20 protein-coding genes are annotated in these 20,250 nt (G+C 68.3%); 11 read left to right on the top strand and 9 right to left on the bottom strand.

The features are described from left to right. Window positions 1–26: 26 nt before the first annotated feature. The 7 genes from FHS74_RS21375 to FHS74_RS21345 all read right to left on the bottom strand — a co-directional run bounded on the left by FHS74_RS21375 (window position 27) and on the right by FHS74_RS21345 (window position 7,808). Window positions 27–872 carry an alpha/beta hydrolase gene (locus FHS74_RS21375; RefSeq protein WP_211106463.1) on the bottom strand — a complete coding sequence of 282 codons (846 nt, stop codon included), beginning with the start codon at window positions 870–872 and terminating at the stop codon, window positions 27–29. Beyond that, window positions 869–2,038 carry a glycosyltransferase family 9 protein gene (locus FHS74_RS21370; protein ID WP_184804866.1) on the bottom strand — a complete coding sequence of 390 codons (1,170 nt, stop codon included), beginning with the start codon at window positions 2,036–2,038 and terminating at the stop codon, window positions 869–871. The genes FHS74_RS21375 and FHS74_RS21370 overlap by 4 nt, the downstream gene beginning before the upstream one ends. Before the next feature lie 14 nt (window positions 2,039–2,052). Next, window positions 2,053–4,323 (bottom strand): tetratricopeptide repeat-containing sulfotransferase family protein, encoded by a 2,271-nt coding sequence (locus FHS74_RS21365; protein WP_184804863.1) that lies wholly within the window; start codon window positions 4,321–4,323, stop codon window positions 2,053–2,055. A gap of 33 nt (window positions 4,324–4,356) precedes the next feature. Beyond that, window positions 4,357–4,944 carry an invasion associated locus B family protein gene (locus FHS74_RS21360; RefSeq protein ID WP_246463274.1) on the bottom strand — a complete coding sequence of 196 codons (588 nt, stop codon included), beginning with the start codon at window positions 4,942–4,944 and terminating at the stop codon, window positions 4,357–4,359. Between the two features lie 382 nt (window positions 4,945–5,326). Next, window positions 5,327–6,019 (bottom strand): ATP-binding cassette domain-containing protein, encoded by a 693-nt coding sequence (locus FHS74_RS21355; protein WP_343066987.1) that lies wholly within the window; start codon window positions 6,017–6,019, stop codon window positions 5,327–5,329. Further along, entirely contained in the window at window positions 6,016–6,804 is a 789-nt protein-coding gene (locus FHS74_RS21350) for an ABC transporter permease subunit (protein WP_184804861.1), read from the bottom strand. Before FHS74_RS21350 ends, FHS74_RS21355 begins: the two co-directional genes overlap by 4 nt. Next, complete coding sequence (locus FHS74_RS21345; protein ID WP_184804856.1) at window positions 6,801–7,808, bottom strand: ABC transporter substrate-binding protein; 1,008 nt, start codon at window positions 7,806–7,808, stop codon at window positions 6,801–6,803. The genes FHS74_RS21350 and FHS74_RS21345 overlap by 4 nt, the downstream gene beginning before the upstream one ends. Window positions 7,809–8,035: 227 nt before the next feature. Between FHS74_RS21345 and FHS74_RS21340 the strand changes: the two genes are divergently transcribed. The 5 genes from FHS74_RS21340 (at window position 8,036) to FHS74_RS21320 (ending at window position 12,513) form a co-directional block, all read left to right on the top strand. Beyond that, window positions 8,036–9,274 carry an ABC transporter substrate-binding protein gene (locus tag FHS74_RS21340; protein WP_184804853.1) on the top strand — a complete coding sequence of 413 codons (1,239 nt, stop codon included), beginning with the start codon at window positions 8,036–8,038 and terminating at the stop codon, window positions 9,272–9,274. A gap of 125 nt (window positions 9,275–9,399) precedes the next feature. Further along, entirely contained in the window at window positions 9,400–10,326 is a 927-nt protein-coding gene (locus FHS74_RS21335; RefSeq protein WP_246463273.1) for a PQQ-dependent catabolism-associated beta-propeller protein, read from the top strand. Next, window positions 10,323–11,066, top strand: coding sequence for an ABC transporter ATP-binding protein (locus FHS74_RS21330; RefSeq protein WP_343066986.1), 744 nt, complete (start codon window positions 10,323–10,325; stop codon window positions 11,064–11,066). Before FHS74_RS21335 ends, FHS74_RS21330 begins: the two co-directional genes overlap by 4 nt. Beyond that, on the top strand, window positions 11,063–11,869 hold the full coding sequence (locus FHS74_RS21325; RefSeq protein ID WP_184804850.1) for an ABC transporter permease: 807 nt from the start codon (window positions 11,063–11,065) through the stop codon (window positions 11,867–11,869). Before FHS74_RS21330 ends, FHS74_RS21325 begins: the two co-directional genes overlap by 4 nt. Window positions 11,870–11,883: 14 nt before the next feature. Beyond that, window positions 11,884–12,513 carry a hypothetical protein gene (locus FHS74_RS21320; protein ID WP_184804847.1) on the top strand — a complete coding sequence of 210 codons (630 nt, stop codon included), beginning with the start codon at window positions 11,884–11,886 and terminating at the stop codon, window positions 12,511–12,513. Window positions 12,514–12,517: 4 nt separating this feature from the next. On the opposite strand, the gene FHS74_RS21315 is transcribed toward FHS74_RS21320, so the two are convergent. Further along, on the bottom strand, window positions 12,518–14,299 hold the full coding sequence (locus FHS74_RS21315; protein ID WP_184804844.1) for an ABC transporter ATP-binding protein: 1,782 nt from the start codon (window positions 14,297–14,299) through the stop codon (window positions 12,518–12,520). 108 nt (window positions 14,300–14,407) lie between these two features. Between FHS74_RS21315 and FHS74_RS21310 the strand changes: the two genes are divergently transcribed. The 3 genes from FHS74_RS21310 to FHS74_RS21300 all read left to right on the top strand — a co-directional run bounded on the left by FHS74_RS21310 (window position 14,408) and on the right by FHS74_RS21300 (window position 16,073). Then, entirely contained in the window at window positions 14,408–14,848 is a 441-nt protein-coding gene (locus FHS74_RS21310) for a lasso peptide biosynthesis B2 protein (RefSeq protein ID WP_184804841.1), read from the top strand. Window positions 14,849–14,979: 131 nt separating this feature from the next. Next, window positions 14,980–15,282: a PqqD family protein gene (locus FHS74_RS21305; protein ID WP_184804838.1), complete on the top strand. Its 303-nt coding sequence runs from the start codon at window positions 14,980–14,982 to the stop codon at window positions 15,280–15,282. A gap of 50 nt (window positions 15,283–15,332) precedes the next feature. Continuing rightward, on the top strand, window positions 15,333–16,073 hold the full coding sequence (locus FHS74_RS21300) for a 2OG-Fe(II) oxygenase (RefSeq protein ID WP_184804834.1): 741 nt from the start codon (window positions 15,333–15,335) through the stop codon (window positions 16,071–16,073). Window positions 16,074–16,089: 16 nt separating this feature from the next. On the opposite strand, the gene FHS74_RS21295 is transcribed toward FHS74_RS21300, so the two are convergent. Further along, on the bottom strand, window positions 16,090–17,985 hold the full coding sequence (locus FHS74_RS21295) for an asparagine synthase-related protein (RefSeq protein ID WP_184804831.1): 1,896 nt from the start codon (window positions 17,983–17,985) through the stop codon (window positions 16,090–16,092). Window positions 17,986–18,462: 477 nt separating this feature from the next. Between FHS74_RS21295 and FHS74_RS21290 the strand changes: the two genes are divergently transcribed. From FHS74_RS21290 to FHS74_RS21280, 3 genes are read left to right on the top strand one after another with little or no spacing between them, the layout of a single operon-like run. Next, complete coding sequence (locus tag FHS74_RS21290; RefSeq protein WP_184804829.1) at window positions 18,463–19,050, top strand: phage tail protein; 588 nt, start codon at window positions 18,463–18,465, stop codon at window positions 19,048–19,050. Window positions 19,051–19,101: 51 nt separating this feature from the next. After that, on the top strand, window positions 19,102–19,641 hold the full coding sequence (locus FHS74_RS21285) for a phage tail protein (RefSeq protein WP_184804826.1): 540 nt from the start codon (window positions 19,102–19,104) through the stop codon (window positions 19,639–19,641). 27 nt (window positions 19,642–19,668) lie between these two features. Beyond that, window positions 19,669–20,250: a phage tail protein gene (locus FHS74_RS21280; protein ID WP_184804824.1), complete on the top strand. Its 582-nt coding sequence runs from the start codon at window positions 19,669–19,671 to the stop codon at window positions 20,248–20,250.

The following is a 20,250-nucleotide window of genomic DNA, read 5'->3' as shown; positions in this document are numbered from 1 at the left end:
CGCTCCCCCGCGCACGCGGGGTAAAGCTACGGCAGCCAACCGGGGATGGCTTTCAGCTCCGCCCGGCGGGACAGTTCCGGCCAGGCGGCGGCCCAGCAGCAGCCATGGTCCTGGCCCGGCACGGTGACGATGCTGGCGGACCCGCCCGGGGGCTGGCGGCCGACGAAGGAACGGGCGATGGCGCCGTCCACCACCTTGTCGTTGGCGCCGACAAAATGCACCTGGGGCACCGCCCCCAACCGGGCGGCGTCGGTGACGGGGTCCAACGACTGCGACAGCGGCGTCAGATCCAGCGTCTTGACCCACAGGCCAAGATCCAGGTTGCCGGACACGGTGACCAAACCGGCCACGTCCTGGCGTCGTTCCGCCAGCAGGGCGGCCAGGCCGCCGCCGCCGGAGTAGCCCACCAGCACCAGGCGCTGGGCGTGCGCCTCGGCCTTCAGCCGGTCCAGCGCCGCGCCGGCGCTGTCCACCACCTCCGGCGCCAGGCGGGCCTTGGTCCAGTAAGCCACCTGGCAGTTGCGGCCCGGCATGACGTACTGGCAGGGCCGGGCGAGATAGGCCACGGGGCCGGCCCCCGGATGGGCCAGGGCCAGGCGCAAGGCCAAGGGATCGGTGGGGGTGGGGTCCTGTGCCGGCTCGGTCGACGTCAGGTAGGCCAGGCCGTCGCCCTCGATGTAAACGGTCAACAGCGGCCCACCCGGGCCCGGCTTCACCGCCGTGGCGAGGTCGAGGCCGCCGGCCGGCATCACGGACCAGCGCCAGCCCCCGCCCTGGGCCACGGCAGGGCCCCGATCCTGCCGGCCATGGATGCCGGAGCAGGCGGCCAGGGCGCCCGCCACCAGCAGGCAGAGGAGGGCCCGCGCCCTCACCCCTGCCCTTTCGCCTTCTTGAACTCCGCCAGCGCACCGGCGACGCGATCGATCACCGGTCCCCACTGGCCCCATTCCGTCTGCCGGAACAGGCGGACCGTGGGGTACCACGGCGTGTCGTCACGCTTCTGCAGCCAGCGCCAGTCCGGCAGCAGGGGCAGCATCACCCAGGCCGGCCGGCCCAAGGCGCCCGCCAGGTGAACGGGCGAACTGTCGATGGAAATCAGCAGGTCGACCTCCATCAGGATGGCGGCCGTATCCTCGAAATCCTTGATCTCGGGGCTGAGGCTGACGACGTGCTTGCCCATGGCCGCCGGCGGGTTCAGCGCCTGCTCCTCCTTCGGGCCCTTCTGCACGGAGAACAGGGTGACGCCTTCCTGCGCCAACGGCGCCAGCATCTCCAAGCTCATGGAGCGGTTGGCGTCATTGAAATGCGTGGGCCGGCCGGCCCAGAGGAAAGCCACCTTCAGGCCCTGGTAAGGCGCCAGCCGCTTGCGCCACTGCTCCCGCCGCTCGGGCAGGGCGCTGAGGTAGGGCATGGGCTCGCCCGGCAGGTCGCTGAGCTTCAGCCCCATGATCATGGGCAGGCTCATCATTTCGGCGTGCACGTCGAAATAGGGCGGCAGCTCGCCCCGCACCGTCATGGCGTCGAAACCCTTCATGCGGCGGGCCAGGCTGGCCGTCTCATGGTTGATTTCCAGGATGACGTTGGCCTGGCTCTTCTCCTTGGCCCAGGCGACCATGCGCATGAACTGGAAAGTGTCGCCGTAGCCCTGCTCGTCATGGATCAGCAGGGTCTTGCCCGGGATGGGCCGACCGTCCCAGCGCGGGCGCTGCACCTTGCGCTCGATACGCGTGGTGTGGGCCAGGCTGTAGCGGTAGGCGTATTCGCGCCAACCGCGTTCGAATTCCCCCAGCAGCAGCAGGGTTTCCGCCAGGTCGAAGCGGGTGGACAGGTGCCCCGGCAGGGCGTCCACCAGCATCTCCTGGATGGGCCGGGCCTCCAACACCCGGCCCTGCACACGCAGGGCCTGGGCCAGCAGGGCCCACAAGGTGACCGGGCCGGTGCCGCTGGCCAGCAGGGGCCGGACCATGGCCTCGACTTCCGCACCCCGCCCCGCGATCAGCATGGGGCGGACCTGTAGCTCAAGATCCTTCATGTCCATGACGACAGCCCCCGTCAGCTGGCGGCCGGCTTGCGGCGGCTGCGCGCCGGTTTGGCCCCCTCCTCCGCCACGGGGGCGGCGGGGGCGACCTCAGCCGCCGGCGCTTCGGCCTTCTTCGCCGCCGCGGCCTTCTTAGGCGCCGCCTTCTTGGCAGGCGCCGCCACGACTTCCGCCACGGCTTCGGGCGGTGCTTCCGGCGCGTTCGGGTCGATCCCCAGCGCGGTCAGCAGGGGCGTCAGCTGTGCGGCGAACGGCTTCCAACGACCAATGCTGCTGCGGAACAGGGGCTGGCGCACCTGGTTCAGGCTGGCGGTGCGGATGGTGCGCTGGGTGGTGTGGAAGTCCAGGCAAACGGGATCCCAGGCCAGGCCGCAGAACTCCACCATCCGGCGGGACTGGCCTTCCAGGTCGTCCACCACCGCCTCGTACTGCACCTCCAGGAAGCGGTCGGCGGGCAGCACGGCGCGCCAATGGTCCATCAGCCGCTCATAGGCGCGGTGGAACTGGCCCAGCTCCGCCAGGTCATAGGTGAACAGCTGTTCCCGCGTGAACAGCTTGGTGTAGCACGACAGGCAGGTATCCACCGGGTCACGCCGCACATGGATGATGCGGGCGTCCGGCAGCGCCAGGTTGATGAGGCCGGAGAACAGGAAGTTGGACGGCATCTTGTCCACCACCCGGCGGTGGCTGCCGGCCAGCGGACGGATGACGTCCAGATAGCGCTGGCCCAGCCCACCCAGGATCTCCGGCGTCAGGTGACCGGCGATCTGGGGATAGGGGCCCAGCTGGTTCACGAGGTTGTTCAGCGCCGACAGTTCGCCGGCGGCGGTCACCGCCGGGTGGCTCGCCAGGATCTGTTCGATCAGCGTGGTGCCGGACCGGGGCATGCCCAGCACGAACACGGCCAAGTCGCTGCCCGCCACCGCGGACTTGGGCCCCTGGAAAGCGGCGGCCGGAAAGGATGTCGCGATATCGGCCATCCAGCGGCTGGTGGCGGCCGCGTCATAGGCGAAGGTGGCCCGCTTCTGGCGGTTGCCCTCGTTCAGGTGGGCGAAGGCGCGTTCGCCGTCGCCCAAATCCATCCACGCCTTGCCCAACGCGAAGTTCAACGCCGTGCGGTCGGTCTGCGACTGCACGGAGTCGGGACCGTACAGCAGGGACTCCATCTTCGCGATGGCCGGGTCCCCGGCCTGGAAGCGGTGCAAATCCGACAGGTTGAACCAGGCGGAAGCGGAGCGCGGGAACTGCGCCACAACCTGGTCGAAGGCCGCCTTGGCCTGGACCTTGTCGCCGCGTTCCATGAACAGCACGCCACGGTTGATCAGCGCCTTTTCCGGGGCGAAGCCCAGGGTCTTGGCGGCCTTGTCGAACGCGACCAACGCCTCTTCGGGATGCCCCAGCGCCTGCAGCACCTCCCCCAGCACGTTCTGCGCCTCGCCATTGTCAGCCTGGGCGGCGACGGCCCGGCGGGCGTCGGCCAAAGCCTCCTCCAGCCGCTCCAGATGGCGCAGCGCGGTGGCGCGGACGGTGAGGGCGCCGGCGTGCAACGGGGCGTAGCTCAGCAGCGCGTCGATCCAGCGCAACGCCTCCTCATTGCGGTTGCGGCCCAGTTCAACCGCCGCCGCGTTGATGTAGGCGTCCGAGAGGCGGGGGTTCAGGTCGATGGCCTTGCGGGCGGCGGCCAGCGCTTCGTCGGGACGGCCCAGATCGTTCAGCAGATTGGCCAGGTTGCTCTGCGCCTCGGCATAGGCGGGCGTCAGGCTGAGCGCGTATTCGTAGCGCTGGCGGGCCTGGTCCAGGCGCCCCATGCGCTTCAGCGTGTTGCCAAGGTTGTTGTGCGCCTCGGCGTAGGTGGGCTGCAGGGCCACCACCCGCTCCAGGCAGGACAGGCTGTCCTCCAGCTTGCCGGCTTCCTGCAGGATGATGCCCAAATTGTTCCAGCCGGCGACCAGGGCGTTGTCCATGGTGACGGCGCGGCGGGCGGCCACCTCGGCCTCCGCCAGCAGGCCGCGCTGGCGGCACATCTCACCCAGGTTGCTGAGATAGACCGCGGGCACCCGCGGTGCCTGGCAGGCGCGGCGCAGGTGATCGATCGCCAGATCCAGGTTGCCGTAGGCATGAGCCATCAGGCCCATCAGGTGCAGGGCGTCCGACTGCCCGGGCCATAGCGCCAGCACATGCTGGCACAGGCGTTCCGCTTGGTCGGCCTGACCGGCGTTCCAATGGGCGTGGGCCTGTCCCAGCGCCTGCTCAACGGTCATGGTGGTCTGCGGTTGGGTGTTCATGGCTTCGCGCGCTTTGTCAGGAGGGGGCGGGGCTTACGGATTGCGCTTGGGCGCGGGCACGGCCTTCAACGCCGCCGCCAGACCGCTCAGCTGGACCGGGATGTCGACAGCCGACCTGTCGCCGTTGATATAGCGGACGGCTAGGACCTTGCCGCTGGTGAAATGGTCCAGCACCTTGCCGTCTTCAAGGTCGGCCAAGGCCACGCATCCACCCGCCTGACAGGCGTCGAAGGGCAGGCTCATCGGCTTGTCCTGGTCCAGCACCAGGGTGATGCCCGGCTGCAGCAGCACACCCAAGGGCGTCGCGACGATCAATCGGGCCTTACCGTCCGGCCCCAGATAACCCACGCGGACATTCAACACCGTGACGTTCTGCGGCTGGGCGACGGCGAACTGCTCCACGTAGCATATCTCCGCCCCAGTCTCCGTCTTGGCACAATTCTTGGACCACAGCGGACCCGGCCCCTGCTTGACCTCGGGACCCTTGGCCGCCGCCGGGGCGGTGGCAGGCGCGGGCGCCTTCACCGGTTCCCCGGCCACGGTGGCATTAGCCGCCCCGGCCAGCGCCAACAAGGCGCCAGCCATCATCGCGGCCAACGCCACCTCCCCCCCTTTACTCATATCGGCACTCCAAATAGGCCCGTTCAAGTATGCGGTACACCCGCTTATAGAATGAAACGGCGGGCCGCCGCCACGCCCTAACTATCGCCACCATACTATACCGATGCACCATAAGGGACTAATCAGCTGGGGTATAACACCGTCAAGCTGTTAAGCGCGCTTTCCCTGGACATTTGGCCAGCCACCGGCGAAAGACGCACGGGCACGCTGGCCAAAACCAGGCGTCCTTCTGATCAATTCTGATTAGAAAGCGCCGACCATCTCAAGCTGGGCGGAACTTTTTCATAGGGTCGCCGAATCTGTGCCGGGAGACCCGCCACGTGATTCGATAGCCATCCGGTGAATTCCCCTGATGGCCCACCCGCCCCGATGGCGGAGGGGCTCACCGCGGCATCGCGGCCAGTTCCCGCAGGGCCGACACCGTCCGCGCCGCCAGCGCGGCATCGGTCCGTGCCCCGTCCGGCACCGGATGGTCGAAAAGCAGGCGGGCGGGGCCCGGGGACAGCACCAACACCCGGTGGGCCAGCGCCACCGCCTCCGCCAGGTCGTGGGTCACCAGCAGGGTGGGCACCGGCCGGCGCAACCAATATTCCCGTAGGATGACCCGGGCCAGGCGCTGATTACCCTCATCCAGGGAGGCGAGGGGCTCGTCCAGCAACAACGCCTGGGCATCCACCGCCAGGGCGCGGGCCAGGGCCAGGCGCCGCGCCATGCCCAGCGACAGCTGCGACGCCCAGACATCCGCCTTGTCCGCCAATCCCATCCGGTCCAGCAAGCGGTCGCCCTCCTCCAGCCCAGCGCCGGCGATCGTCAGGTTCTGCCGCACTGTGCGCCAGGGCAGCAGGCGGGGCTGCTGGAACACCATGCCCAGGCGGGGGGCGGCACCCGACCACCGCACGGTTCCCGTCAGATCCCGGTCCAGCCCCGCCACCAGACGCAGCAGGGTGCTCTTGCCGCAACCGGACGGGCCCACCAGGGCGACCACCTCATGCGCCTCCACGGTGAAGGCGACCGCCCCCAACACCAGGCGGCCGGCCAGACGCTTTTCCCGGATGTCGACCGTCAGCCGGCTCACTGGCGCCTCCTGGCGTGGTCAGGCCCCACGCGCCACCGCACGAACCGCCGCTCCAGCGGCTGCAGGATCGCCCATTCCAGCACCTGGACGATCAGGATGAACGCCAGGGCGTAGGCCAGGATATGGGTCACGTCGAACAGCTGGAAATAGACCTGGATCTGAAAGCCCACGCCGTCGCTGCGGCCCAGCAGTTCCACCACCAGCACGATCTTCCAGATAAGCGACAGGCCCGACCGGGTGGCGGCGAAAAGATAGGGGTGCAGCTGCGGCAGGATCACGTGGCGCAAGGTGGCCCAGCGGCCGAGACGGTAGGCCCGTCCCATCTCCAGCAGCTCATCGTCCAGGGCCCGGACCCCTTCGCGCACGGTGACGGCGGTGGTGGGCAACTTGTTCAGCGCCACCGCCGTGATGGCGGCCGCCTCCGTCAAGCCGAACCAGACATAAAGCAGCACGATCAGCACCAGGGCCGGCAAATTCAGCAGCAGCAGCAGCGCGCTGTCCAGCCACAGGTCCACCGTGCGCCACCAGCCCATGGCGAGCCCCAGGGCCGTGCCCAGCGCCATGGCCAAGGTGAAGGACGCCGCCACGCGCGCCAACGTGATGCCGACATGGTGGGGCAGCGCGCCCGACGCCACCTCCCGCGCCATGGCGGCCAGCACGACGGACGCCGGGGGCGCCAGGGGATTGGCGGCCAGGCGGCCCGCCCCCTCCCACAACAGCAGCAGGACCAGGATGGACAGCGCGCGCACAATCCAGGGCCGCTGGTCCCCCAAAGCCCGGCTCACCAAGGCTGCGCCACCGGCCAGAAGGTACCGGCCGGCACCGTGTCGCCGCCGCCGCCCAGCAGCGCCGGCCCGCCCACCGCGGCCAACACCTGGTACAGCCGCCCGGCCGCCTGGCGTTCCGCCTCTCCCCAATGCTGGGGGATGCCCCGGCGGTACCAGTCGCGCAACTGTTGGAATTCGCCATCGCCGGCGGCGTCGGTCAGGGGGCGCAGTTGCCCCCATTCCGCGTCCGACGTCGCCAGCAGGTCCCGCGCCTGCCGGGTGGCGGCGACGAAGCCGTCAAGCGTGACCCGGTTGGCCTGGGCCCAACGTTCGGAAAACGCGTAGCCCACCATGGGCGGCGTGCCCTGGATGCCCAGGCCCCGCACCGCCTGCTCCGTCGTCAGCAGACAGACCTGGCCGGCGGCCTGGCCCTTGGCGGCGAAGGGCCAATAGGTCAGCAACGCGTCCAGCCGCCCGGCCGCCAGCGCGTTGGCCAGGAGAGGCGGGGCGCCAAAGGTCTTGTCCACCACCGCGTCCAGGTCCAGGCCATGCCGCTGGCGGGCATAGGCCCGCAGGATCAGCCAGTTCTTGTCCAGCGGGCCGCCGGCGATGCCCAGCCGTCGGCCCGGCAGGTCCTCGACCGTCCGCACCGGACCGCCCGCCGTCGCCACCATCAGGGCGCCGGCGGCGTTGGAAAAAGGCAGGAAGGTCCAGTCGGCCCCCGCCGCCCGCTGGCGCGCCACCCACAGCCAGTCCAGCGCCACGGTGTCGACCTGGCCCGCCTGAAGGGCCACCTGGGTCGCCTGCGGTGTCGCGAATTCCTGGGGGACGACGGCCAGCCCTTGGGCCGTGTCCAGCCCGTGACGGCGCACCACGTCCAGCTCCCACGAGACGGTGCCATAGCGCAGGACGCCGACGCGGACGGTGGCCGCCGCACGGCCACGGACGGGCACGGAGGCCAACCCCGCGGCCAGCCCGCCCGCCAGCAGTCGCCCCAGCACCCGGCGGCGTGTCATCGTCATGGGGCTTTTCCTCCCGCGCGCCCCAGCACCATCCTGGGCCAGGATGTTTCCCGGTCGCGCGGCATTATCGGGCCGCCGCCTTCGGACCTGTCAACCCGCACGCCTCTACGACTATAGAACGAGACAGGCCCCTGATTTCCGGTCCTGATTTCCTATGGCGGCGCCCGTGGGCACGGGCCATTATCGGTCGGGCGGTTCCTGGGTCTGGTCACAAGGAGACGGCGGACATGTCCAACCGCCGCCATGGTCTCATCGGCGTGCTTCTCTCCGGCCTGCTGGCGGCCGGGCCTTTGGCCCGTGCGGCCCCACCCGCCGCCCCATCGCCCAGCGCCAAGCCTGACACCAAGCCCGATCCCGTGGCCAACATCGCCTATCTGGCGCTGGTGCAGAAGCGGGTGCTGCCACAGAGCTTCCTGGACCAGCCGCCGGACGACGAGGGTGTGCAGGGCGCCCGGCTGGCCCTGGCCGACAACGCCACCACCGGCCGTTTCATCCACCAGGCCTATCATCTGGAGGAAGCGCTGGCGCCCGACGCCGACGCCGTGGTCGCCGCGTTCAAGAAGCTGGCGGGCCAGGGCTACCGCGCCTTCGTCACCGACGTGCCGGCCAACCTGCTGTTGCGCCTGGCCGACCTGCCGGAGGCGAAGGACGCGACCCTGCTGGACGCCACCAGCACCGACGACGCCCTGCGCGGGGAGCGGTGCCGGCGCAATGTCCTGCACCTGCTGCCCAGCCGCGCCATGCTAGCCGACACGCTGATGCAATACCTGGCGGTGAAGAACTGGCGCGACATCCTGCTGGTGGCGGGCCCCAACCCCGAGGACAAGCTGTACGCCGACGCGCTGCGCAAGTCCGCGCGCAAGTTCCGCCTGAAAATCGTGGCCGACAAGCCCTGGACCTACGATCCCGGCGCCCGGCGCACGGATACCGGCCACTACGCCATCGGGGCGGAGGTGGCGCGGTTCACCCAAGGGCTCAAGTACGACGTGCTGGTGGTGGCGGACGAGGGCGACAATTTCGGCGACGAGCTGGGCTACCGCGCCACCGACCCCCGCCCGGTGGTGGGCACCCAGGGCCTGGTCCCCACCGCCTGGGCGCGCCCGTTCGAGCAATGGGGCGCCACCCAGTTGCAGGCCCGCTTCCTGAAGCAGACCGGCCGCTGGATGACGGAGCGCGACTACGGCGCCTGGATGGCGGTGCGGGCCCTGGGCGAGGCCGCCACCCGGGGCGGCAGCGTGGACAGTGCCGCCATGACCGCCTTCCTGCGCAAGCCGGAGTTCGAGCTGGCGGCCTTCAAGGGCGCGCGCCTCAGCTTCCGCGCCTGGGACGGGCAGCTGCGCCAGCCGGTGCTGCTGGCCGATGCGCGGTCGCTGGTGTCCGTCTCACCCCAGCCGGGCTTCCTGCACGAGACATCGGAACTGGACACGCTGGGTCCCGACCAACCGGAGACGACATGTCATCCTTGAAGATGCCCTCAAACGCCGGGCGCCGCCATCCGGCGGCTTGGCTTCCTCGCGTTTCAGTCCGCTCCGCTCCCCAAAACGCTGCGGGGCCGGCCGTCGCCGGCCTGTTTCTGGTACTGGTAGTTCTGATGTTCGGTTCACCGGCGATGGCGGAGCGGCTGCTGGTGTCGAATGAGAAAGACAACACCATCACCGTGGTCGACGCCGGCACGCTGGCCGTCATCAAGACGGTGAAGGTGGGCGCCCGGCCGCGCGGCATCACCCTGGCCAAGGATGGCAAGTCCCTCTACATCTGCACCAGCGACGCCGACCATATCGAGGTGCTGGACTTGGGATCGCTGACCGTGACCCGCACCCTGCCCAGCGGCCCGGATCCGGAGCTGTTCACCCTGAGCCCCGATGGCAAGACCCTGTACGTCTCCAACGAGAACGATAACATGGTGTCGGTGCTGGACATCGCCGCCGGCCGCGTGGTCACGGAGATACCGGTGGGGGTGGAGCCGGAGGGCATGGGCATCAGCCCGGACGGCAAGGTTCTGGTGAACACGTCGGAGACCACCAGCATGGCCCATTTCATCGACACCCAGAGCCATGAGGTGCTGGCCAACGTGCTGGTGGGCAGCCGGCCCCGGGTGGCGCAATGGACGAAGGATGGGTCCCTGGTGTGGGTGTCGGCCGAGGTGGGGGGCACCGTCTCCGTCATCGACGCCGCCCAGCACAAGGTCACCCAGACCATCCATTTCGACATTCCGGGCGTGCCGAAGGAATCCATCCAGCCGGTGGGCATCGCCCTGTCGGCGGACGGCGCCACCGCCTTTGTCGCCCTGGGCCCGGCCAACCGCGTGGCGGTCATCGACACCCACAGCTATCAGGTCAAGAAATACCTGTTGGTGGGCCAGCGGGTGTGGAACCTGGCGTTCTCCGGCGACGGCAAGCGGCTCTACACCACCAACGGTGTCAGCAACGACCTGTCGGTCATCGACGTCGACGCCCTGAAGGTGGTGAAATCGGTGCCGGTGGGCCGCCTGCCCTGGGGTGTGGTGGTGGCGCCGTGACGGCGGCATCCGCAGTCGCCTTGGATGTTGAGGGCCTCAGCCACGCCTTCGGCCCCCGTGCCGTGCTGCGCGATGTGGGCTTCACCTTGACGCCCGGTGATTTCACCGTGCTGCTGGGCCTGAACGGCGCCGGCAAGACCACCCTGTTCGCCCTGGTCACCCGCCTGTACCACAGCCGGGACGGGCGCATCGCCGTCTTCGGCCACGACCTGCGCCAGCAGCCATCGGCGGCCCTGGCCGCCATGGGGGTGGTGTTCCAGCAGCCGACGCTGGACCTGGACCTGACGGTGCAGCAGAACCTGGCCTATCACGCCAGCCTGCACGGCATGGCGGGCTCCCGCGCCCGCCTGCGCATCGGGGAGGAGCTGGAGCGCGTGGGCCTGGCCGACCGGCGGCACAGCCGGGTGCGCCAGCTGTCCGGCGGCCAGCGGCGGCGGGTGGAACTGGCCCGCGCCCTGGTGCACGACCCGGCGCTGTTGCTGCTGGACGAGCCCACGGTGGGCCTGGACATTGAAAGCCGCCGCTTCCTCATCGACCATGTCCGCCATCTGTGCCGGGAGCGCGGCCTGGCCGTGCTGTGGGCCACCCACCTGATCGATGAGGCGGACGACACCGCCAAGGTCATCGTGCTGCACCACGGCCAGGTGCTGGACCAGGGGCCCGTCCCCCAAGTGGCGGAGCGCGCCGGCGCTGGGACCCTGCGCGCCGCCTTCGACCGGCTGACGGGGGGTGGGCGATGACCCCGGTGCAGTATGCACGCTGCCTGGGCGGCATCGTGACGCGCGAGGCCCTGCGCTGGACGCAGCAGCGCGGCCGCTTCTTCTCCGCCCTGGTGCGGCCGCTGGTGTGGCTGGCCATCTTCGCAGCGGGATTCCACTTCGTGCTGGGCGTGTCCATCATCCCGCCCTACGACACCTACATCCCCTATGAGGTCTATATCGCCCCGGGATTGCTGGCCATGATCCAGCTGTTCAACGGCATGCAAAGCTCCCTCTCCATGGTCTATGACCGGGAGATGGGCAGCATGAAGACCCTGTTGATCAGCCCCTTCCCCCGCTGGTTCCTGCTGACCGCCAAGTTGCTGGCCAGCGTGGTGGTGTCGGTGGTGCAGGCTTACATTTTCCTAGGCATCGCCTGGTTCTGGGAGATCGATCCGCCGCCGCTGGGTTATCTGACGGTGCTGCCGGCCCTCATCCTGTCGGGGCTGATGCTGGGGGCCCTGGGCCTGGTGCTGTCATCCTTCATCCGCCAGTTGGAGAACTTCGCCGGCGTCATGAATTTCGTCATCTTCCCCATGTTCTTCGCCTCCTCCGCCCTCTATCCGCTGTGGCGGGTGAAGGAGAGCAGCCTGACGCTCTATTGGATTTGCCAGGTGAACCCCTTCACCCACGCGACCGAGCTGATCCGCTTCGCCCTTTACGGCCAGGCGGAACCCCTGTCGGCCGGGGTGGTGGCGGGCGCCACCCTGCTGTTCATGATCCTGGCGGTGTGGGGCTATGACCCCGGCCGCGGCCTGCTGGCCCGCCGGGGTGGCGGCGAGTGAGAAAGGGTTTGCCCATGCGCATCCTGATACCGATGACCGCCGTCCTGCTGCTGGCGACGGCCGCGCACGCCGCCCCACTGGCGGGGCCGGACCAGGCCAACCCCGACTGGCCCTGCAAGCAGCGCCTGGTGCCGCGACTGACCGGCGCCACCTATTGGAGCGGCCCGCCCCTGCCCGAGCATGCGGACTGGCGCGCCGACAAGCGGGTGGCCGCCGTGGTGCAGGCCGTCGCCCCGCGCGAGGTGCCGGCGGATGAGGGGGAGAAACAGCTGACCCGCTTCGCCGACACGGTGCCCAAGGGCCAGCGCGCGGCCCTCTACCCCAAGGCTTTCGCCGGCATCGTGGAGGAGGTCAACCGCCAGCGCGGCGTGGTCATCACCCACATCCAGGATCTCGCCCGCCGCCAGCGCGACATCGGCGACCTGGTGTCCAAGGCCACCAACGAACTGCAGGCCATCCCCCCCGACACCGCCGCCCCGGACAAGCAGCAGCAGCGGGCGGAGATCGTGGAGCGCCGCGGCTATCTCATCCGTAACTTCGAGGAGGTGGAGCGCACGCTACGCTACGCCTGCGAGGTGCCAGTGGATCTGGAGGCCCGCCTGGGCGGCTATGCCCGCGTGCTGGGGGACCGGCTGGGTTCGTGACGCTTCATTCCACCCGCCGTCCGGCCTCAAGCCGGATGATCTGGTCGGCTCCGCCCAAGGCCTCCTCCCTATGGGTGACGATGACGATGGTCAGGCCGCCGCGCAAGTTGGCCAAGGTCTCCAGCACCAGCGCCTGGTTGGCGCCATCGAGCGCGCTGGTCGGCTCATCCAGCACCAGCAGGGCCGGGCGGCCCAGCAAGGCGCGGGCGAGCGCCAAGCGCTGGCGTTCGCCGCCCGACAGGCGGCCCCCCCGGTCACCCACCACATGATCCAACCCCTGGGGCAGGGCCCGCACCACATTGGCCACCGCCGCCTGCTCCAACACGTGCCATAGCGCCGCCTCGTCGGCGTCCGGCCTGGCCATGAGCAAATTGGCGCGGATGGTGTCATGGAACAGGAAGGCGTCCTGGGGCACATAGCCCACGGACGCCCGCCACGCCACCCTGTCCGCCGCGGTCAAGGGCGCGCCATCGACGCGCACCACGCCGGCGGTGGGGACCAGCAGCCCCAGCAGGATGTCGGCCAAGGTGGACTTGCCGGCACCGGAAGGCCCCACCACCGCCGTGGTGGTGCCGGCCGGCAGACGGGCATCGACCCCGTCCAACGCCGGCCGCGCCGCGCCCGGATGATGGAACGACAGCCCCTCCAGCACCAGGTCGCGGCCCAGGCGGGGCGCCGGGGTGGCGGACACGGCCAACGCTTCCGCTGGTTCGGCGTGGGCGGCGCACCATCGCCGCAACCGGTCGACGCTATCGAAGGCGGGCAGCATGTTGACCAGGGTGCGCCACGACTGGTCGCTGCGCAGGCCCGTCTGCAGCAGGCGGGCGAAGGCCAGCAGGAAGACCACGGCCGCGGACGGCGCCAGACCGAAGCCGCGCACCGCCACCCCCAGACCAAGGGCGATGCCGGCGGCGGCCAAGCCGCGATGCACCACCATGCGGGTGGCGACATCGCGCTGGAAGGCCAGGGCCAGCCGCGCCTGTTCGGCCAACAATTCCTCGAACCGATCGGCCCGCGCGGCCTCCGCCCGCAGGCCCTTGACCAGACGCAGGCCGGCCAGGGTATCGGCCAGGGCGCCCTGCGTCTCCCTCCCCGTCCGCACCTGGGCCTGCCCCAGGCTGGCGGAGCGCCGCGACAGGGTCCGCGACAGCAGGCCAGCCGCCAGTCCCAACGCCAGGGCCGCCGCCACCAGCCAGGGCGACAGGCTGGCGGCCACCACCAGCGCCGCCGCCATGGTGACGGCCGTGGTCACCAGGGTCGCCACCATATCGATGGCCAAGCCGGTGCGGCCGGTGTCGGCGGTCAGCGCCTGGGTCAGGTCGCTGGCCCGTAAACACTGGAAGGCGGCCCAGTCCAGGCCCAGGACGGCGCGGTGCAGACCGACGCGCTGATCATCGATGAAAGCTTGCCGGAGCCGGGCGCCCACGACCATGCGCTGGCGCACCACCACCGCACCGCCAACCACCAGCAGGACATAGAGCACCAGCACGGCGGCCAGCCCCAGGCCATCCGTCCCATCCGCCTGCCCCGCCAACCCGAAGGCGCGCAGCAGGGGCAGCAGCAGCACGAGGCCCGCCCCTTCCGCCACGGCGCCCGCCGCCGCCAGGACGGCGAAGGCCAGTAGGCGCCAGCGGCCGAAGGCGTAGAGGCGCCACAGCAGGGCCGCGAGCATTTCGCGGGGGGCAGGGACGGACGGCGCGGGGGACCATGGCGCGCCATCCCGTCCGTCGGTCATCGTCACACCCGGCGCCGTCATCCCGTCCCCCAATTCCTCCGGCAATCCCATGGACAGCCCGATCCACCCGCGATATCAGGTGCCTATCCTGAGCTCAAGGCCATCGTCGCAATGGTGGCGCGCACGACGGGCGTGTCGTGGCTCGCTGAAAGAGGCTTCATGCTGCTGAACACCGCCCTGAAGGTGGAGACGGTCGCCGCGTTGTTCCTGGCGTGGATGATGGTGTTCGTCTTCCCGCTCGGCTGGATACAGCGCCTATTCGCTCCGACCCGACCGCCGGTTGAGCCGGACGCGATGGACCGGGGGGGCGCCACCTGCCACGTCAGCCCCCGCGCCAGCGCGGTCGCCCGGCGCGTGGCGCGCCTGTCCAGCACCATGCCCTTTCCCACGACCTGCCTGGTACAGGCCATCGCCGGGGCCCTGTTACTGCGCCGACGCGGCATGCGCGATGGCACCATCCGCCTCGGCGTGCGCAAGAGCGGCTCCACGCTGGAGGCTCACGCCTGGTTGCTTTACCAGGGTTCGGTGGTGCTGGGCGGTGATGCGATGGAAGGATTCACGCCGTTGGCCGACATTCCAGCCGCTTCCTCCCACCGGTGATTGGCACCGGTAACACGATCACCAAACCGATGAGCGGCCCGCGTCACGGGGGCAGTGAGCTTGCTTTTGTGGGCGGGTGACGGTTTTATGGCCGCAGTCCAACACCCAGCACCCACCACCCGAGAATTCGCATGCCCCCCATCACCCCGCAATCCTGCATCCAGCGGAAGCCCGATGTCCTGACCACCGACGTCAACGGCGAGGTGGTCATGATGAATGCCGCGCTGGGGGAGTATTACGGGCTGAACCCGGTGGCGTCAGACATATGGCTTCGCCTGGCCCAACCCCGGGTGGTGGCGGACCTGGTGCGGGACCTGGCGGACAGTTACGAAGGGGACCCGGCCGTCATCGAGGCCGACCTGTTGGCCCTGTTTGAAGGGCTGATGGCGAAAGACATGATTGTCGTGGACACTCCCGCCACGGGCACGCCCTGACCCTGCGCCAATGAATACCCTGTGTCGTCGCCACACCGGATACCACCACCATGACCGATTCCGGATCATCCGGCGGTTTTGACCCAGCCCTGGCCCGCTGGGTCCAAGCCCACCATCTCCTGCCCGACGCCGTTGCCGATTTGCGCCAGCGCTTCCTGGCCAGTCCCGAACGCTATCTGGTCATTGATGACTTCCTGGTGCCGGAACACCCGCGCCAGATGCGCCGGGTCCTGCTTGAGGACGGCATCATAGAAACCGTCTACAAGATTTATGAGACCCGCGAGTGGGTGACCAAGGAGCAGTTCGACAATACGGAGGACGCCCAGCGCTTCATCCATGAGGGGATCTACGTCAGACCCCATGCCGACAAGCGGATGTCGCCGGCGGTCCTGACGGACTTGCTGTTCCGTAAGGCGATCCAAGGGCCCGCCTTCCATCACTGGCTGCGGGCGGTCACGGGACGACCGGTCGAGAGCACCGGCCGGATCAATCTGAAAAGGCTGCATAAGGAACATATGCTGCGCTGGCACTCCGACGGCGTGAAGGGCCGTGTGTTATGCGCGGTGCTCTACCTGCACGACGATTGGCAGGCGGAGTATGGCGGCCGGCTGTTGATGCAGCGACGGGACGGCGGCATCGACCCTATCGCCCCCCTGTTCAACCGCCTGGTGCTGTTCGACCCCCAGAGCAAGATCGACCACGCCGTAGAGCCCATGACGGCGGCGGCGGGCGATTGGGCCCGCCTCAACTATACGGCATGGTTCTATCAGCAGGACGTTCAGACAGGCTAAGCAGATGGCCTCGGCATCACATGTTGCTGCCTTCCGCCCAACGGATGAAGGAGCCGACGGCCACCCCGCGCCCCAGGACGTTCATCACCTGTATGTAACGGGGCTCGGCCACGTCAGCGTTCGCCGGCCAATCATCCAGGATGGCCCGCAGCCGGGGCACATCAATCACGTCGCGGCCCAAGGCGCTGGCATCGATGCCATCCAGTTCCGCCGCCAGCCAGGCCCGGTGGCGGCTGACCCAATCGAACCACTCCGCCACCTGGCGCCCGGTGCGGCGCTCCTGAAGGACTTCGGGCGGCAAGCGGTCGGCCAGCACGCGGCGGGCGAGGAAACGATCCTGGCCAAAACGGGTGAACTGGTCAGGGGGGATGGCGAGGCAGAACTCCGCCAGCCGCACGTCGCCCAAAGGGTCCCGGCGCTCCACACCATCACGAAAATGCTGACAGGCCGACAGCGTGCGCGCCGTCCAGGTGCGCTCCATTAGGCGCAGACGCGCGCGCCGGCCCCAGGCGGCGCGGCGGTCGCCGGAAAAGTGGGAACACCAGACCCCATCCATGTCGATACGCTCGGCCGCCTCCCGCCGCAACGCCGTGCGCCGCTGCCAGACCGCTCCCGTCCCCCGCAGGCTGGCATGCCAGTCGCGCAGCCAGTCCGGGGCGAAGGCGCGCAAGTACGGCATGGCGTTCATACCGTTGCTGGCGGCCAGCGCCGCCGTGTACAGGGCCTGGGGCACATCCATGAGCCGCGGCCTCAAGGCCGTCGGCAGGATGGACGCCGACAACGTGGCATTGCCGGCGCGCCCGACAAAAACCGTGGTCGCCCCCAGGCGGCGCGCCTGCCGCCAACCGGCCGACATCCAGGCGGCGGCCATGAGGTGGACGGGCGGTCGGCCGCCCCAGTGGAACCCGCTACGGAGCAAGTCCTCCAGGGAGTCCAGCGTGGCGGGCACACCATGCGCCATGATGGAGGGATGAAGCCGGGCTGTCGCCTGGGCGTGGTCCCATTCATCCTGGAATTGGCGCGGCTTGCCCGCAGGCAGGGGACTAGCGGGGTCGGGACGGACCGTGACGGTATGCAAGGCGGTGGGCGCCATCAGTCGGGCCAGGGTGGTCGCGACGGCGCCGGAATCCAGCCCGCCGGACAACATGGACACCGCTATGCCCTCACGCGGCAGCGCCTCTTTCACCACTTTGTCCAATAATTCCCGCGCCGCCTCGACGTAATCGCCGTCCCGGCGCAGGCGCAGGCGCCGCGTCGGATCCAGCCGCCAATAGCGCGACACGCGAGGCTCCGCCCCCACCGTCCAGTCCAGCATATGCCCCGGCAGCAGCTGCTTTACACCGCGGAAGCAGGTTTCTTGCAGATCCAGGGACGGAGTGAATGTCGCGCGCGCCACCATGGCGGGGTCAAGAACGCGAGGCACCAAGGGGTGCATGAACAGGGGACCGGGAATATTGGCGAAAACAATTCCGCCACCCGTGTCGAGGCCACCCACATCGTGATAAAAAAGGGCGCGACCGCCGGTGCGGTCAGCCGCCAACAGCAACCGACGCTCCACCGCATCCCACCAGGCCAACACGAAATCACCATGCAGCCGGGTCAGCGCCTCACGGCCCCAGCGCAGCAGCGCGGTTGCCACCATCACACTGTCGGCCGGCAGCTCTCCCACCAAGTCAAGAGACCGCGCCAAATCCTCGCGATTGGCCAGCCAACCTTCCAAGGCCAGGACATGGCGACCGCCCGCGCAAACATGCGGCGCACCACCACCCGTTTCCAGGCCCTGAGCCACAAAATAGACATCGTCGTGGTACGTGCCAACGCGACGGACACCGGGATAGCGACCCAAAGCCGAGGAATAGCGATCGGCGCTGGTCGGCGCGGCACAGCCAGACGCCCCGAAAACAACGGACATGCTGGCGTTCCTAGACCGAACAGATGTCCACGATCAGCTATGCGAGTCCGACGTACTGTCGCTGACGACCGTGGAGGTGTTCAAGGTCCGTTCCAGCTGAAGGGTCTCAAAAGCGGGGCGTGACCATACGCGTTTGCACGTGGGCGACTCCGCCGAAGACACTGTCGGTTCCGGGCTGATTTGGTCCATGAGTTACATCCACAGTCACAAATTGTCACAAACAATTGAGTGGTATTACCAGAAGGGCCAGCGATCAAGCCCTCAAGCCCCATTAATTTATACACGTTGCAGACGCTATGCAACGCGGCAAGGGCGGACTTAAGGCGGCCGAAGACAATGCTATTCTTTGGTGCACATCCGCCAAAAGTCCACCCAAAAATCAATGGAAGCCTTCAAATTTGCACTTTACCCGGGCGACGCCTGGGTTCTTTATCTGCGTCGGAGCGTAGTCCCCATCCGCAACAGGGAGGAGAAAGCATGGGCGATCATTATATAGGCGAAATACGGCTGTTCCCTTACGGTAACGGCAAGCCCCCCTCCGGATGGCAGGAATGCAACGGACAACTCCTTCAGATCACCGGTAACCAGGCGTTGTACGCCCTGCTGGGCACGGCCTACGGCGGTGATGGCAAGACCACCTTCGGCCTGCCCGACCTGCGTGGACGGGCCATAACGGGGTACGGCGCCATGACCGACGTCATGCGGATCCAGCCGCAAGGCAAGAACATCCCAATCGGCGAAAAAGGCGGAACCGAAACCGTGGCGCTGACCACGACCCAAGTTCCAGTGCACACGCATTCCGTCGTCGCCGACACCGAGAACGCATCGGCGCTGATCGCGGAGGCGGGCGCCGTTCCCGGCAAATCGACGAAGCCGCCCACCGTTACCATCCCAGACCCCGCCCCCGACCTGTACGGCCCGCTGGTGAATGGCAAAACACAAGCCTTGATCGCGGCCTCCATCGGAAGCGCCGGGGGCGGCGCTGGCCATGAGAACAGACAGCCATTCCTGCCGCTGATGTACTGCATCGCGGTGGACCAGGCCCTCTTCCCGCCCCGCAACTGACGCCCTTCGCGGGGCCCGTCACGGGAAAACACCAAAACCAGGAGGCTGTTCATGGAACCCTATGTCGGCGAAATCCGTGTGTTCGCTGGAACGTTCGCGCCCGTCAACTGGCTGCTCTGCCAGGGGCAGACCGTTTCAATCAACCAATACCAGATGCTGTACTCCCTGTTGGGCACGCTCTATGGCGGCGACGGCCGCACCACCTTCGGCATTCCCAACCTGTCCGCCCGCGTTCCCGTCGGCCGCTCCAACAGCGTGCCGCCCGGCTTGACCCAGACCTACGTCATGGGCGCCGCCGGGGGTCAGGTCCAGGTCACCTTGACGCAAGCCAACCTGCCAAGTCATACGCACACGCTGTACGCCAGCACCAACCCGGCGACCACGACGGTCCCCAACCCCACCGTGGGTTTCGCGACCGCTTCCACTGGCTTCAACTACTATTCCACCGACACCTCCACCACGGCGACGCCTGCCAAGGAAATGATCTCGACCTCGGGCTATCCCTCTCCGCAGGCGCACATGAATGTCATGCCCAGCATGGGGCTGATCTACATTATCGCGACCAACGGCATATACCCCGATTTCAACTGACCCGCCCGGCACTGAGGAGCGACCATCATGGCTGATGCCTTTTTCGGCGAAATCCGCGCCTTCGCCTTTACTTACGCGCCACGCGATTGGGCCTTCTGCTGGGGTCAGCAGTATCTGGTTGGGCAATTCCAGGCCTTATACACCATCATCGGCACCATGTACGGCGGTTCGCCCAACGTCAATTTCAACGTTCCGGATCTGCGTGGACGTGTCACAGCGGGCACCGGCACCGTCCCCGTCAGTCCCCCACCCAACGGCGCCTTGAGCTATAATATATCCGAAGTGCAAGGTGTAAGCTCGGTCGCGCTGACCCAGTACAACATGCCGGCCCACAACCATCAGGCTGTGGGCGGACCGTCGAAGTTGGGCGTCAGCGGCGGGCCGGTCCCCAACTCCTACGTCGGCGTGCCTCGCAAGGGGAACGTCGGTTATGACGGCTGGTCCCTGTACTCAAGTGTCACCAACCCAACCACCCTATCCCCGTCGTCACTGACGTACGCCTACGGCAACGCGGGTGGCGGGGCGGACCCCCATACCAACGTGTCCCCCTATCTCGCCCTGAACTTCTGCATCTGCCTGAACGGCGACATCTATCCCACAAAGAACTGA

Source organism: Nitrospirillum iridis, assembly GCF_014205765.1.
GTDB classification, from domain to species: domain Bacteria; phylum Pseudomonadota; class Alphaproteobacteria; order Azospirillales; family Azospirillaceae; genus Nitrospirillum; species Nitrospirillum iridis.
Note: the sequence above shows the minus strand (reverse complement) of the source record. Positions and strands in the feature narration are given on the sequence as shown.

Excerpts from the sequence above, each read along its gene's own strand:
- FHS74_RS21370 (WP_184804866.1), bottom strand. The coding sequence starts at position 2,038 with ATGGACATGAAGGATCTTGAGCTACAGGTCCGCCCCATGCTGATCGCG.
- FHS74_RS21365 (WP_184804863.1), bottom strand. The coding sequence starts at position 4,323 with ATGAACACCCAACCGCAGACCACCATGACCGTTGAGCAGGCGCTGGGA.
- FHS74_RS21360 (WP_246463274.1), bottom strand. The coding sequence starts at position 4,944 with ATGAGTAAAGGGGGGGAGGTGGCGTTGGCCGCGATGATGGCTGGCGCC.
- FHS74_RS21345 (WP_184804856.1), bottom strand. The coding sequence starts at position 7,808 with ATGACGATGACACGCCGCCGGGTGCTGGGGCGACTGCTGGCGGGCGGG.
- FHS74_RS21340 (WP_184804853.1), top strand. The coding sequence starts at position 8,036 with ATGTCCAACCGCCGCCATGGTCTCATCGGCGTGCTTCTCTCCGGCCTG.
- FHS74_RS21335 (WP_246463273.1), top strand. The coding sequence starts at position 9,400 with ATGTTCGGTTCACCGGCGATGGCGGAGCGGCTGCTGGTGTCGAATGAG.
- FHS74_RS21325 (WP_184804850.1), top strand. The coding sequence starts at position 11,063 with ATGACCCCGGTGCAGTATGCACGCTGCCTGGGCGGCATCGTGACGCGC.
- FHS74_RS21320 (WP_184804847.1), top strand. The coding sequence starts at position 11,884 with ATGCGCATCCTGATACCGATGACCGCCGTCCTGCTGCTGGCGACGGCC.
- FHS74_RS21315 (WP_184804844.1), bottom strand. The coding sequence starts at position 14,299 with ATGGGATTGCCGGAGGAATTGGGGGACGGGATGACGGCGCCGGGTGTG.
- FHS74_RS21310 (WP_184804841.1), top strand. The coding sequence starts at position 14,408 with ATGCTGCTGAACACCGCCCTGAAGGTGGAGACGGTCGCCGCGTTGTTC.
- FHS74_RS21305 (WP_184804838.1), top strand. The coding sequence starts at position 14,980 with ATGCCCCCCATCACCCCGCAATCCTGCATCCAGCGGAAGCCCGATGTC.
- FHS74_RS21300 (WP_184804834.1), top strand. The coding sequence starts at position 15,333 with ATGACCGATTCCGGATCATCCGGCGGTTTTGACCCAGCCCTGGCCCGC.
- FHS74_RS21295 (WP_184804831.1), bottom strand. The coding sequence starts at position 17,985 with ATGTCCGTTGTTTTCGGGGCGTCTGGCTGTGCCGCGCCGACCAGCGCC.
- FHS74_RS21290 (WP_184804829.1), top strand. The coding sequence starts at position 18,463 with ATGGGCGATCATTATATAGGCGAAATACGGCTGTTCCCTTACGGTAAC.
- FHS74_RS21285 (WP_184804826.1), top strand. The coding sequence starts at position 19,102 with ATGGAACCCTATGTCGGCGAAATCCGTGTGTTCGCTGGAACGTTCGCG.
- FHS74_RS21280 (WP_184804824.1), top strand. The coding sequence starts at position 19,669 with ATGGCTGATGCCTTTTTCGGCGAAATCCGCGCCTTCGCCTTTACTTAC.